General features: G+C 38.9%; 8 protein-coding genes and 1 pseudogene. 7 read left to right on the top strand and 2 right to left on the bottom strand.

Annotation, left to right across the window (positions count from 1 at the left end; translation table 11 throughout):
* Positions 1-136 precede the first annotated feature (136 nt).
* The gene (fadA, locus tag OLW01_RS12685) at positions 137-1,303 is read right to left on the bottom strand and encodes an acetyl-CoA C-acyltransferase FadA (protein ID WP_268074284.1); all 1,167 of its coding nucleotides are present in this window, start codon (positions 1,301-1,303) and stop codon (positions 137-139) included.
* Positions 1,300-3,465 carry a fatty acid oxidation complex subunit alpha FadB gene (gene fadB, locus OLW01_RS12680; RefSeq protein WP_268074283.1) on the bottom strand — a complete coding sequence of 722 codons (2,166 nt, stop codon included), beginning with the start codon at positions 3,463-3,465 and terminating at the stop codon, positions 1,300-1,302. Before fadB ends, fadA begins: the two co-directional genes overlap by 4 nt.
* Before the next feature lie 270 nt (positions 3,466-3,735).
* Here fadB and OLW01_RS12675 point away from each other — a divergent pair, with 270 nt between their 5' ends.
* From OLW01_RS12675 to OLW01_RS12645, 7 genes and pseudogenes are all read left to right on the top strand, one after another.
* A complete protein-coding gene (locus OLW01_RS12675; protein WP_268074282.1) occupies positions 3,736-5,652 on the top strand; it encodes a transglycosylase SLT domain-containing protein in 1,917 nt (638 codons plus the stop codon).
* A 237-nt stretch (positions 5,653-5,889) separates the two neighbouring features.
* Positions 5,890-6,936: a rod shape-determining protein gene (locus tag OLW01_RS12670; RefSeq protein WP_268074281.1), complete on the top strand. Its 1,047-nt coding sequence runs from the start codon at positions 5,890-5,892 to the stop codon at positions 6,934-6,936.
* Between the two features lie 41 nt (positions 6,937-6,977).
* Positions 6,978-7,895 (top strand): rod shape-determining protein MreC, encoded by a 918-nt coding sequence (gene mreC, locus OLW01_RS12665; RefSeq protein ID WP_268074280.1) that lies wholly within the window; start codon positions 6,978-6,980, stop codon positions 7,893-7,895.
* Positions 7,896-7,897: 2 nt separating this feature from the next.
* Positions 7,898-8,371: a rod shape-determining protein MreD gene (mreD, locus tag OLW01_RS12660; RefSeq protein WP_268074279.1), complete on the top strand. Its 474-nt coding sequence runs from the start codon at positions 7,898-7,900 to the stop codon at positions 8,369-8,371.
* 1 nt (position 8,372) lies between these two features.
* Positions 8,373-8,933, top strand: a complete 561-nt coding sequence (locus OLW01_RS12655; RefSeq protein ID WP_268074278.1) for a Maf family protein — start codon at positions 8,373-8,375, stop codon at positions 8,931-8,933.
* 75 nt (positions 8,934-9,008) lie between these two features.
* Positions 9,009-10,483: pseudogene (gene rng / locus OLW01_RS12650) on the top strand (ribonuclease G).
* Positions 10,483-14,370: a YhdP family protein gene (locus OLW01_RS12645; RefSeq protein WP_268074277.1), complete on the top strand. Its 3,888-nt coding sequence runs from the start codon at positions 10,483-10,485 to the stop codon at positions 14,368-14,370. Before rng ends, OLW01_RS12645 begins: the two are co-directional and overlap by 1 nt.
* Positions 14,371-14,380: the final 10 nt, after the last annotated feature.

Genomic DNA, 14,380 nt, shown 5'->3' with positions numbered 1-14,380 from the left:
ACCTTAGTGAAGGCTGTAAAATTTAAACCTATATTAGTCGACTGAGCGTAATTGACAAGCCAGTTTGTTCAATAAAACTCGATTTGTTATCAATAAAAAGCGCCCGTGATAAAGGGATAAAGGCGCTTACATTTAATTAATTTAAACGCTCGAAGATAGTACTAATGCCTTGGCCTAAACCAATACACATAGTCGCTAACCCTAAATTGGCATTTTTATTTTGCATTAAATTGAGCAAAGTTGTGCTGATGCGAGCTCCTGAACAACCTAATGGATGCCCTAAAGCGATAGCACCGCCATTTAAATTAATTTGATCGTCTAACTTGTCTTCAATTCCAAGCGCTTGGATACAGGCCAAACTTTGTGCTGCAAACGCTTCATTTAATTCAAATAAATCAATATCAGCTAATGTAAGTTTGGCGCGTTTGAGCGCTTTTTCACTTGCTGGAACAGGACCAAACCCCATAGTTGATGGGTCGCAACCTGAAACCGCCATTGATTTTATTTTTGCTATCGGTGTTAAATTGAGTAATTTTGCTTTTTCTGCTGACATGACCAGCATGGCTGACGCACCATCTGACAATGCCGATGATGTACCAGCAGTAACAGTGCCGTTGACAGGGTCAAATACAGGTTTAAGTGATGCTAATTTTTCAGTATTAGTTTCCGGTCGAATGACTTCGTCTTGTTTGATTAACGCTAAGCGGCCATCTGCTAAATGACCATAAGTTGGAATGATTTCTTTAGAGAATAAACCCGTTATCGTGGCTTGATGCGCATTCTGGTGAGAGCGACTGGCAAAGGCATCTTGTTGTTCTCGGCTAATATTAAATTTTCGACCTAATAACTCTGCGGTTAACCCCATAGAGCCAGCCCCTAATGCGGTGTTTTTGGCTAGGCCTGGATGAAAATCAACACCGTGAGTCATAGGGATGTGTCCCATATGTTCAACACCACCTATGATAAATATGTCGCCCATGCCGCACATTATTGAGCGGCTAGCATCGTGCAGCGCTTGCATAGATGAGCCACACAAACGATTTACCGTGACAGCAGCAACCGACGGAGGCAAACCAGCTAATAAAGCAGCGTTACGCGCAACATTAAAACCTTGCTCTAATGTTTGCATGACACAACCCCAGATTACATCTTCAATTTCATTGGGGTTTAGGTTTGGGTTACGCGCTAGTAATTGTTGGATTAAATGAGCAGACAAATCTTCGGCTCTGACATTTTTAAATACTCCAGCTTTAGAGCGTCCCATAGGGGTGCGTACACAATCTACAATGACGACATCTTTCATAGCTTTGACTCCGCGTTATTTAGATAGTTAACTTGCTGATTAATAGCTTCTCTGGCAGCGTTTGGTACTTGGTAAAGTGGTCCTAAATCGGCTAAGTTGTCAGCTTGTTTTACAAAATTCTCAAGACCTATGGTTTCCATGTATCTAAAGGCGCCACCTCTAAATGGAGGGAAACCTAAACCATATAACAACGCCATGTCGGCAGCTTCGGCACTATCAATAATGTTGTCATGCAAGCAGCGTAATGTTTCATTGAGCATAGGCGTCATGAGTCGGTCTATTATTTCTTGTTCAGAAAATTGATTCGGCTTAATACCTTTTTCGATTAATAGTTTATCGACAAAATCGTCAGTTTGTTTTTGTAACTTGCCTTTTTTGTCGGTTTGGTATTGATAAAACCCTCGCTTTGTTTTTTGACCTAAATGATTGGCATGGTTTAACTCAGCTAATAAATTAAGCTTAGGTAATGGCATGCGATCTGGAAATCCAAGTGCCATGACATTTTGAGCATGGTGCGCTGTATCTATTCCTATTACGTCGAGTAAATAAGCAGGCCCCATTGGCCATCCAAAAGATTTTTCCATTACCTTATCAACTTGTCTGAAATCAGCGCCATCGCAAACTAATTGATTAAACGCGGCTAAGTAAGGAAATAACACACGATTGACAAAAAAGCCGGGGCAGTCGTTTACCACAATTGCGGATTTTCCCATCGCACTCGCGTAAGCTACGACTTTAGCTATTGTTTCGTTTGATGTTTTTTCACCTCTAATAACTTCAACCAAAGGCATTCGGTGAACCGGATTGAAAAAATGCATTCCACAAAATTGCTCGGGGCGAGCCAATTCACTGGCCAGCTGGTTGATTGAAATTGTTGATGTGTTTGAGGTTAATACTGTGTCTGGTTTGCTAATTGATTCAGTTTGTTTAAGCACTTTTTGTTTAATTTCTGCTTTTTCAACCACGGCTTCAACAATGATATCTGCTTGTGTTAAAGGTTTATCATCTAAGCTTGGCTGAATACTGGTTAATGCTTTTAACATTTTAGCTTGGTCAATTCGACCACGTGATAACTGTTTGCTTAACAGGTCGGCAGCGGTTTTCATTCCTAAATCGAGTGCTTGTTGGTTGATATCTTTTAACACCACAGGTATGCCTTTGTAAGCGGATTGATAGGCAATACCACCTCCCATAATCCCAGCACCTAAAATGCCCGCCTGTTTAGGAGGAGAAACAGATTTGGTTATTCGTTTTACATTTGATTTTAATTGCTGGTCAGCTAAAAATACACCAACTAATGCTTTTGCCTGTGGGGTTTGAGTAAGCGTTATAAAATTTTCATTTTCAATTAGCATGGCTTGCTTGCGGGTATGAGTGGCTGCTGCTTTTATCGTGTTTACAGCCATCATAGGTGCTGGATAATGTGGCCCTGCATGCTGGGCTACCATAGCCTTTGCCAAATTAAAGCACATTAAGCTTTCAGTTTTACTCAATTGTAGCGGGGATAATTTTGCTGCACGTTTAGTTTGCCAATCAAAATCACCGCTTGCAGCTTGTTTTAAACAGTCTAATCCTGCTTCGCGTAATTGGTCTGGGTCGTTAATAACAGCATCAACTAAACCTAATTTTAAACAGTCATCCGCGCTATTAGTTGAGCCTGTCGTAATGAGTTTTAACGCGTTATCAGTACCGATAATACGTGGCATTCTAACCGTGCCACCAAACCCAGGCATAATTCCGAGTTTTACTTCTGGCAAACCAATTTGAGCTGTGTGGTCAACTATTCGGTAGTCAGTGGCGAGTATCGCTTCACATCCACCGCCTAAGGCATAGCCTGTAATGGCGGAAACTGTAGGAAAAGGTAAATCTTCTAATAAATCAAAAATGTCTGTCGCTTGCTTTAACCATTGATTAAGCTCATCAAGTGGTAAATTAAATTTAGTTAAAAACTCAGTAATGTCGGCGCCCACAATAAAGTGATTTTTTTCACTACGAATTAACAAGCCTTTTAGGTTGGCGGATTTAGCTTTTAAGAGCGCGTTGTGAAACTCTGCTAAAGTTGTTTGGTCAAACTTGTTTGCTGAGCTAGCTGAATCTAATACTAATTCAGCTAATTGCGATTCAAGCTGAATTAACTTAAGGTGTTGGCCTGCATAAATCATGGACTGAGCTCCTATCAATAGTTAATTTTGGATAGATTAAGCAGTTTTGATATAACTGAATATTGGCTTTAGGGTTACACCCTGAGACAGCTTTCGTTATTATAGTCTTAGCATTTTGCTGATGTTATGTTAGAAAAATAATAAATTAACAACTTAGAAAGTGTAATCGGTAAATCTAAAAATTCAAACACTTGTTTGAATTTTATTAAGCTTCGTGGATTATGTATTAAAAATATTGTGTTTGTTGTAGTAATTTAGGGATTGGTATTTATGAAATGGGTTAGTTTGGTACTCGGTTCGCTAGTTTGGGTTGGTTCTAACAGCTTTGCAATGAGTGCTGATATAGAGCAGCAAAGAGAATGGTTTTCGAGCGCTGAAGCAGAAGCGCAAAATGGCTCCTATAAAACGGTAGAGCGTTGGCGAGAAAAATTGGCAGATTATCCTTTGTTTCCTTATGTTGAGTTGGCTTATTTAAAAAATAATACGTATTTATCGAACAAAGACAAAATTAGATCTTTTTTATCTATTTATGAAAGCACCCCATTAGAGTGGCCATTACGTAAGAAATGGTTAAATTATTTGGCTAAAAAAAATGAGCCTTTGTTGTTTATTAATGATTTTAAGCCTACATCGAGTGCTGAACTAAATTGCCAGTATTTAAGATTTGAATTGGCGATTGGCGGCAAAATTAAAGATATAGCGGATCAAGTTAAAGATTTGTGGGTAGTCGGACAATCACAGCCTAAAGTATGTGATCCGTTATTTGATCAGTGGCAAAAAGCAGGCTTTAGAACAACCAATGTGGTTAAACAGCGAGTTATTAAAGCGGCAGATGGTGGTAGTCATACACTGATTCCATATTTAACTAAGCTATTACCTAAATCAGAGCAAGCATGGGCCAAGCTTTGGCATGCGGTTAGGCGTAACCCTGCTGTTATTACCCAGCTAAATCAATTTAAATCACCCAATGAAGATAATGCCAAAATCCAGTTTTATGGTATTAAAAGGTTAATATGGCGAGATCCCGACTCAGCGATTAAACATTGGCCAATAATTGAAGAAAAATTTCCGTTTAGTGCAGAGCAACGTGGCCAAGTTTTATATACGTTTGCTCTGGCGTTAGCGAGCAAGGGCCATAAAGATGCAATTGATTGGATGGATAAAGTACCTAATGAGGTTAAAGACGATAAATTAACGCATTGGCATTTAGCGGCTTATTTACGAGAGCAAGATTGGGTTAATGTTGCTTCTGTAATTCAAAGTTTGCCAGAGCAATTGCAGCAAAAAGCGATTTACCGTTATTGGCTTTCACGCGCTCAGGCAAAGCTTGGGATAAAACATACTGCAAACAACCGGTTTATTGAATTATCTAAAACTCGCCATTATTATGGTTTTATGGCAGCGGCTCAAATTGAAGAACCTTATCAACTAAACTATAAACCTTATAAAGCCGAACAAGCCGTCATTAGTAAATTAGCTAGTGCACCAGCTGCTAAGCGAACTTACGAGTTTTTACAGATTAAGCGCAATGTTTCAGCACGGCGGGAATGGTGGCAATATAAACGCACGTTAAGTTCTGATGAATTAGCGGCCGCATCGTACTTGGCTTATCAATGGCAATGGTATGATCAAGCACTGCGTGGGATAGCTCAAGCTGGGCTATACGATGAGGTGTCTATTCGTTTTCCAAAAGCGTTTGCTGACTTATATCAAAAATATAGTAAACGGGTGGGGATTGATTCTAGTTTAGCGTTTGCGATATCGCGTCGTGAAAGCTCTTTTATGGAAGATGCCCATTCACCAGTCGGGGCTATGGGATTAATGCAAATTATGCCTGCCACAGCCAGATTTGTAGAAGGGAAAAGAGTGAGTCGACGACGTTTGTATGAAGCTAATACCAATATTCGGTTAGGCACTAAATATATTAGTGGTTTAATTAAACGGACGAAACAGCAAACACCTCTGGCTATTGCATCTTATAATGCAGGCTATAGCCGTGTGATGAGCTGGTTACCAAAAGATAAAGCAATGCCGTTAGATATTTGGATTGAAAATATTCCATACCATGAAACACGAGAATATGTTAAAGCGGTATTAGCTTATCAGCAAGTGTACGAATTAATGTCAAATAAACCAAAAAATGTGTTTGCCGGGCTAGTGAATAGTCAAATAGTGAAAAATAATTAAGAAAAAGTGCAGAGTTAGCAAAACTAGCTCTGTAATGTCTATTATTTTCCGCTAAAATAGCAAGCTGATTGGCGATAAAATCATAAAATTATATTGGTACATAATATTAATAATAAATTGGTTTACAAATTGTCGACTATTTTGTGATATCGCTTTAGTTTGCTTGCCGAATGTGTACCTCGTTGGTAAAGTTAGCAGCAATTTCCATCGTTCAGAATTTTAATAGGGTTTTTCCCCATGCTTTTAAAGAAACTCCGTGGTGTGTTTTCAAATGATCTATCAATAGATTTAGGAACGGCAAACACACTCATTTATGTAAAAGATCAAGGTATTGTGTTAAACGAGCCTTCCGTTGTTGCGATTCGTCAGGAAAGAGCAGGTGGGCAAAAAACAGTTGCTGCAGTGGGTTCTGCCGCAAAGCAAATGTTAGGCCGAACGCCAGGTAATATTAAAGCGATTCGTCCAATGAAAGATGGCGTGATTGCAGATTTTTATGTTACCGAAAAAATGCTGCAGTATTTTATTAAGCAAGTGCATAATACTAATTTGTTACGTCCTAGCCCACGAGTATTAATTTGTGTGCCTTGTGGGGCAACTCAAGTTGAACAACGTGCAATTAAAGAATCAGCGCTGGGTGCAGGCGCTCGTGAAGTTTATTTAATTGAAGAGCCAATGGCGGCAGCAATTGGTGCTGATTTACCAGTATCAGAAGCAACAGGTTCTATGGTAGTTGATATCGGTGGTGGTACGACAGAAGTTGCTATTATTTCATTAAACGGTATTGTCTACTCATCATCTGTACGTATTGGTGGTGATAAGTTTGATGAAGCTATTATTTCTTATGTGCGTCGTAATTTTGGTAGCTTGATTGGTGAGGCTACGGCCGAACGAATTAAACATGAAATTGGTTCAGCTTATCCGGGTGATGAAGTTAAAGAAATTGAAGTGCGTGGTCGTAACGTAGCTGAGGGCGTTCCAAGAAGCTTTACCCTAAACAGCAACGAAATATTAGAAGCATTACAAGAACCACTTCAGGGGATTGTTAGCTCGGTAATGGTTGCGCTTGAGCAATCACCACCTGAATTAGCATCCGATATCAGTGAACGCGGCATGGTATTAACAGGCGGCGGCGCGTTATTAAAAGATTTAGATCGTTTATTAATGGAAGAAACAGGCATTCCTGTAGTGATTGCAGATGAACCATTAACTTGTGTCGCCCGAGGAGGCGGTAAGGCCATTGATATGATTGATGTTCATGGTGGCGATTTATTCTCTTATGATTAATCAGTCGGCTTTTGCCGACTTTTTTATGGTCTACGTTTTTTATGACTCCATTGTTTGGTAGTGGTCCTGCCCCTCAAACACGTATGTTTCTTGCACTGATTATTTCAGTAGCCACTATGTTTGTTGATCACAAGCTGAACGGTTTTGAAGATGCAAAGGTATACCTTAACTCTTTTGTCAGTCCTATTTTATATACCGCCAATTTACCGCAAAAAATGTTTAACTGGTCAACCGAATCTCTTTCTTCACGTCATGATTTATTGGGTGAAAATACCAGGTTGCGAGAACAACACTTAATACTCAGTGAAAAAGTTCAGCGTATGGCCTTTTTAGAGCGTGAAAATGATAGGCTACGCGCGCTTTTAGATTCACCACTTAGGCAAGAAATGCGTAAGATGATTGCTGAGGTTATGTCAGTTGAAAGTAATCCAAATAGCCACCAAGTTGTTATTAATAAAGGTACTTTAAATGGGGTGTTTGAAGGCCAAGCTGTACTGGATGAAAACGGTATTGTAGGCCAAGTCGTTAATGTTGGCTCTACAACTAGTCGGGTGTTGTTGATTACTGACCATACCCATTCTATACCGGTGCGTGTAGTGCGTAATGCCGTACGTAGTATTGCAACTGGTAGTGGCAGAATTGATCGTCTAGAGCTTAACTTTGTGCCACACTCAACTGATATTCAAAAAGGCGACTTGTTAATGAGTTCGGGTTTAGGGAAACTATACCCTGAAGGTTACCCCGTAGCTGAAGTAACGGAAGTTACGTTTAATGAAAGTTTACCTTTTGCTCAAATTAAAGCTCGTCCTATTGCCCACTTAAATCGAATTCGATATTTGTTGTTACTTTGGCCTCCAACATCAGAGCATCAACCTCAACGAGGTTCAAAAGAAGCTATTAAGAATAAGCTATCAAAAGAAAAACCAAGTAAGCAAACTAATGACGGGCAAGAGGGGTAATTATGGGTGGTATCAGTTTAATTGCATTTACCCTTTTTATATCATTTATTTTAGCAATCACGCCATTGCCAAGCATTATTGAAGCGTTTCGCCCAGACTGGTTGTTGGTGGTATTAATTTATTGGTGTATTGCACTGCCACATAAAGTGAATGTAGGAACAGGCTGGATATGCGGGTTTATTCTGGATATTTTATTAGGCTCAGTTTTAGGTTCACATGCGGTTATGTTGGCTTTGGTTGCTTATATTTGCTCAACTAATTATTTAACTATCCGTAATTTTTCAGCTGTTCAGCAAGTATTAATTATTGGTTTAGTTAGTGCATTTTATCACTTGGCTGATTACTGGCTGCAGCATTTTTTAACGACGGCTTATTTTCAACCTGAGCTATTATGGCCAATTTTAACCAATATGATAATTTGGCCTACTGCATTGGTTTTACTAAGAAAATACCGCCGCGCATTTAGAATTAGATAATATGAAAAAACTATATCTTGCCTCAAAATCGCCACGTCGACGGGCATTATTGGCACAACTACAAGTTGATTTTGAGCCAGTTGATGGGGAAATTGACGAAACACCTTTTGAAAATGAAACTGCACAGGACTATGTTTTACGTTTAGCCAAAGCTAAAGCTGAAGCTGGTTGGGAAAATAGCCCTAAAGATGGCGCTGTGTTAGGCTCAGATACGATAGTGGTTTTTCAAAAACAATTGTTAGGCAAGCCAAAGAATCAAGCTGATGCTGTTAAAATGCTCAGTTTGTTATCAGGCCAGACGCATCAAGTGATGACAGCAATACATTTAAAATCTAATACTCAATCATTGTCTGATATTGTGATTAGTGATGTGTTTTTTACCGAAATTAATCAACAACAAATCATCGAGTATTGGCAAACAGGGGAGCCCCAAGATAAAGCGGGCAGTTATGCAATACAGGGCATTGCAGGCCAATATGTTAAAAAAATTAATGGCAGCTATTCTGCCATTGTTGGCCTACCCTTATATGAAACCAAGCAACTACTCAACCTCAGTTCGTAAATAATAGCCATTAGCAATTTATAACACCGAGCAGGGGCGACTTAGACCGTTAACATGATAGGACAGCCAATTTAAATGAGTGCAGAGTTATTAATTAATATTACCCCAACAGAAACTCGAGTTGCCGTTGTTGAAAATGGCAGTTTGCAAGAAGTTCATATTGAAAGACAAGCTAAACGAGGCTTGGTAGGTAATATTTATAACGGAAAAGTCAGTCGCGTTTTACCCGGCATGCAAGCGGCGTTTATTGATATTGGTTTAGATAAAGCTGCTTTTTTGCATGCCTCGGATATTAGTGTTCATCATGAAATTAAAGAAGAGCAGGCAATAGACAAAACCCAAATTCAAGTGAAAGATATTCGAGATTTAGTTAAAGAAGGGCAAGATATTGTTGTGCAGGTGGTTAAAGACCCTTTAGGTACAAAAGGCGCAAGGTTAACAACGGATATTACTATTCCTTCTCGATATTTAGTATTTATGCCAGGTTCAGGTCATGTTGGGGTTTCTCAGCGAGTTGAAAGTGAAGCGGAACGTGAACGATTAAAAGCACTAGTGAGCAAATTCTCTGATGATGATGGCAGCTTTATCGTTCGTACTGCGGCAGAAGGGATTGAAACTGAAGAACTTGAACAAGATGCTATTTTTTTGCGTCGGGTGTGGAATAAAATATCTAAGCGTAAACAAGGCAGTGGTAAAATCCGCTGTTTATACGAAGATTTAACCTTAGCTTTTCGAATATTAAGAGATTTTGTTGGCAGCAAAGTGGAGCGAATTCGAGTGGATTCAAAATTGGCTTTTGATTTACTCCATGATTTTGTTAAAGAGTTTGTACCTAATTTAAAAAATGTTATTGAATATTATCCGGGTGAAAGACCTATTTTTGATTTGTTTGATGTCGAAAATGAAATTCAGCGCGCACTAGAGCGAAAGGTTCAGCTTAAATCAGGTGGTTATTTAATTATTGACCAAACCGAAGCCATGACCACTATTGATATTAATACAGGCGCATTCGTTGGTCATCGAAACTTAGAAGACACTATATTTAATACTAACATTGAAGCAACTCAAGCAATTGCTCGTCAACTTAGATTACGCAATTTGGGTGGGATCATTATTATCGATTTTATCGACATGATTGCAGATGATCATAAACGCCGCGTACTGCATGGACTAGAGCAAGCCTTGTCTCATGATAGAACTAAAACCAATATTCATGGGTTTTCTGCGCTTGGGTTGGTAGAGATGACCCGTAAAAGAACCCGCGAAAGTTTGGAACATATTTTATGTGACGCTTGTCATATTTGTCAGGGCAGAGGATCACTGAAAACAGTTGAAACCATTTGTTATGAAATATTACGTGAAGTCGTTAGAGTGAATCGGCGTATGACGCCGACCGATTTGTGGTTTACGCTGGTTCGGCGGTTTGTGATTATTTGTTGAGTGAAGAATCACATGCGTTAGGTGAATTAGAAGTTTTTATTGGTAAACAAATTAAAGTTCAATCGGAGCTTTTATATGGGCCAGAGCAATTTGATGTGGTTATGATTTAGTGGCGATTAAATCTTTTTGTGCAGGGCTAATTCGAAAAATATGGGTAAGCTTTGCAATTCTGTTAGTAACACTAGCGATTATTTTAAGCGCTATTAGGTTAGGCTTGCCCTACGCAAATGATTTTAAAGAACACATAGCGGTTTGGTTTGAACAAAAATTTGACCAACCCATTGATATTGAATATTTAGCGGCAGATTGGCGTGGAAACGGGCCTCAAATTAACATGAAAGGCTTTCGGTTTAAACGTCGACCGGAACAAGATTCACCAGTGCTCGTTGATATAAGCCAAGTTAATTTAGAATTAGATTTTTGGCAAACTCTGTTACAGCGCTCTTTGGTCGTTAAAAACTTTGTGCTTGAAGGGGTTGAAGTTCAAGTCGATACCGACAAATTGAATGCAGCCAAAAAAAGCGGTGATAACTTTGCATTATTTTCGCTTTTTAAAGATATATTTTTAGAGCAATTTCAGCGATTTGATGTGCAAAATAGCCATGTTACTATTATTACCCCAGATGAAGCTGCCCACCAAATTAAAATCCATCAGCTCAAATGGTTTAATCAAAACAAAAATCACCAAGGGGTTGGCGAGTTTTCATTAGAGGGGATAGAAGCCGATAGACTAGGGTTTGTACTAAATTTGACAGATGATGGTATTGAAACCTATTCAGGCCAATTTTATGTCAAATCGGATGGTGTCGATTTGGCGCCGTGGGTAAAACCTTATTTGGCAAAGCAAGTTAAAAATATCCATAGCCGGCTTAAATTTGAAGCTTGGCTAGATATTAAAAAAAGTGCGCTATCTCATTTTTTACTGAACGTTGATCCTAGCCCACTTAATTGGTATATCGGTAATCAGTTGCATGAATTTGAAATTGTGAGTGGACAAATTCAAGCTAATTTTTTAGACGAAAATCCTTTACTGCATTTTTCTGATATGAGCTTTGCCGCTGGCCAGCAACTATGGTCAGGCTTAGATATTCATTTAAAGAAGCAAGCCAAAACCTGGAAAATGTACTCACCCAGAATTAATTTAACGCCGATTAAAGCTGTAACTAGTTTATTTGACCTACCAAATAATGCTAAGCAATTTATTCGAGCGATGAATGGTGAGCCATCGATTGATAATTTACATTTGAATTATCAAAACAAAAAACGTTGGAAATTACACGCAGCTATAGCCGATGTGAGTTGGCAGGAAATATTGTCAGTTCCACAAGTGACAGGACTTAAAGCTCAAGTGTCAGCTAAGCCGGGGACTATCGTTAGTGCTTGGTCTTTACCTGAAAGTGAACTTGCTTGGGAAAGTGTATTTTCAAAAAAACTTAAGCTTAAATCAGCCACTGCAACTTCTATTTTTACTTATCAAGATGATGATTGGAAATTAAAGTTTCCACATATAGAGTTAGATTTAGCTCAGCTTAATTTGCGAACAGCGCTAAGTTTATCGCCAGATGTAAATAATGATTTAGAGTTATCTGTTTTTGGTGAAATAGGAGAGGTTAATATTAGTGCCGTGCCAGATTTTTTACCGCAAAAATTGATTGGCCAACAAACCTTTGATTATTTGCAGCGAGCTTTAGAGTCGGGCAAAGTGACGAGTGGACAATTGATATGGCAGGGTAAATTAAATGAATATCCTTTTAAGCAAAATCAAGGCATTTTTAAAGCTCAGTTAGCATTAGAAAAGACTCGTTTTGCATTTCAGCCTGATTGGCCAGCAGCTGATAACGTTGATCTTACCTTAACCTTTTTGAATAAAAGTTTACTATTTAATAGCCGAAAAGCGAATTTATTAAATGCACAACTCATTACGCTAGATGCCAAAATTGATGATTTGGCTTCAAAAGATGCTAGTTTGCAACTAAATGCGCAGTTGGCCGCAAAAGGCGCAGATGTAACCGAGGTGATGTTACAAAGTAGTTTGCAAAACTCAGTAGGTAGTGCCTTAGAGCAAGCCCAAGTGGAAGGTGATGTTAACGTTAATTTAGATTTGTTTATTCCGCTTCATCACAGTCAAGATTTAAATGTAAGTGGCGATGTCGTATTTGATCAAAATAAAATCACCATCGCTAAAACGGGTTTTGTATTTCAAAGAGTGAATGGCTTATTAGAGTTTGATATGGATAAGCTGGTTGGCAAAAAAATGACTTTTGATTGGGGGCCGGTCCCGTATCAAATGGATTTTAATAGCTTGCAAACCTCGGCGGGTTATCAGCTTAATTTTGACTTGCTAGGTGATTGGCCTCTTGACGCTATATTAACACAAGCTGGCTTTTTAAATATGGCGGATCGCTTAAAAGGTAATGCTCATGTCGATGGTCATTTAGAAATTATGCTCGGTCAGAATGATGATTTTAATTTCAATCTAAATGTTGCTTCAGACATGCATGGCGTCACATTAAAATTACCTGAGCCGTATCAAAAATCTGCAAGCCAGCTAAAAATTACGAACTTGATAATTAATGGTGATAATGAGCGTGCGTTGATGGAATTAACATCGGGCAATAATCTGTCATTTAGTGCGGTGCTCCCTTATGAAATGGCTAAGTTTAGTCGCGCGTATTTAGTATTGGGTGAACATATTTTATCTCCGCCGGCAACTGGATTTAATATTGCAGCGCATTTAGAACAAATTGACTTTTCTCAATATGCGAACTTTATTAATGACTTAACGACTGATTTGGGGCAACTTGATCAGTCGCCAGATGGCAGTGCTATGATTGACTTGCCCGAGCGAATTCGTGGTGAAGTTAAACAACTTGAATTAGGCATGTTAACTTGGCATGACGTTAATTTTGATACACAAAGAGTCGAGCAAAGCTGGCAAACTCAAATTAATGCAAAAGAATTTAGAGGACGCGTAACCGCGTTTGATAATTGGCAGCAACAAGGCTTAACCATTGCCGCTGAACATTTTTATCTAACTCTGCCAACGGAAAATGAAACGACAGATAATAATTCAATTGATAATGAAACTTTATCAGGTTATAGCCCAACTGACATCCGAAATATTTTTGACTCTATTCCTAGAGTTCAATTTAGTTGTGAAACCTGTCAGTTAGATCAGAAAAACCTAGGTAAAGTCAGTTTTGATATTAGCCGCGCTTCGCCCAATGACTTACTTTTAAATAACTTTAAATTGAATTACCGACAGCACCAAATTTCAGCATCAGGGTTATGGCGTTTGGATAATCAATCGCGTAGTTCAACGCAATTACGCGGACAAATTAATAGCTCGGATTTTGGTCATTGGTTGCGTGATTATCAGTTATCATCCGCTATTAGAGACTCTAGTATTAAAGCCGATTTTTCATTTAACTGGCCACAGCCACCAGTTAATTTAAGTTATCAATATTTAAACGGCGATTTGAATTGGCGTTTAGGTGAAGGATATTTTACGGAAGTATCAGACAAGGGTGCCCGTATCTTGTCTATGCTAAGTTTAGATTCTCTTGTACGTAAACTTAAACTTGATTTTCGAGATGTCTTTAGCAAAGGCTTGTTCTACAACCAGATGACAGGTAAGGTTAAATTAACTAATGGTCTGGCGTATACGGATAACACTAAAATGGATGGTGTTGCCGGCAATATGGAAGTGAAAGGAAGCACCGACTTAGTCTCACAAGAGCTTAGCTATGATGTGAGGTTTAGCCCTAAAATTACCTCAAGTTTACCCGTATTAATTGCGTGGATGGTAAATCCGGTGACTGGAATTGCCGCGTTAGCGATTGATCAGGTGCTTGAGTCTGCTGATGTTATTTCGCAAATAAAATTTAGAATTAGTGGCACTATTGATGAGCCTAAAGTCGTAGAAACAGGCCGAGAAAGTCGAGAAGTTAAATTACCGGCTCAACCATCAAAACGGACTCCTAAAAAAGCTAAATAAGCTTTTGTTG

Origin of the sequence: Catenovulum adriaticum, assembly GCF_026725475.1 — a bacterium.
Taxonomy (GTDB): Bacteria; Pseudomonadota; Gammaproteobacteria; order Enterobacterales; family Alteromonadaceae; genus Catenovulum; species Catenovulum adriaticum.
The sequence above is the reverse complement of the archived record's forward strand: the minus strand, read 5'-3'. Positions and strand labels throughout refer to the sequence as shown.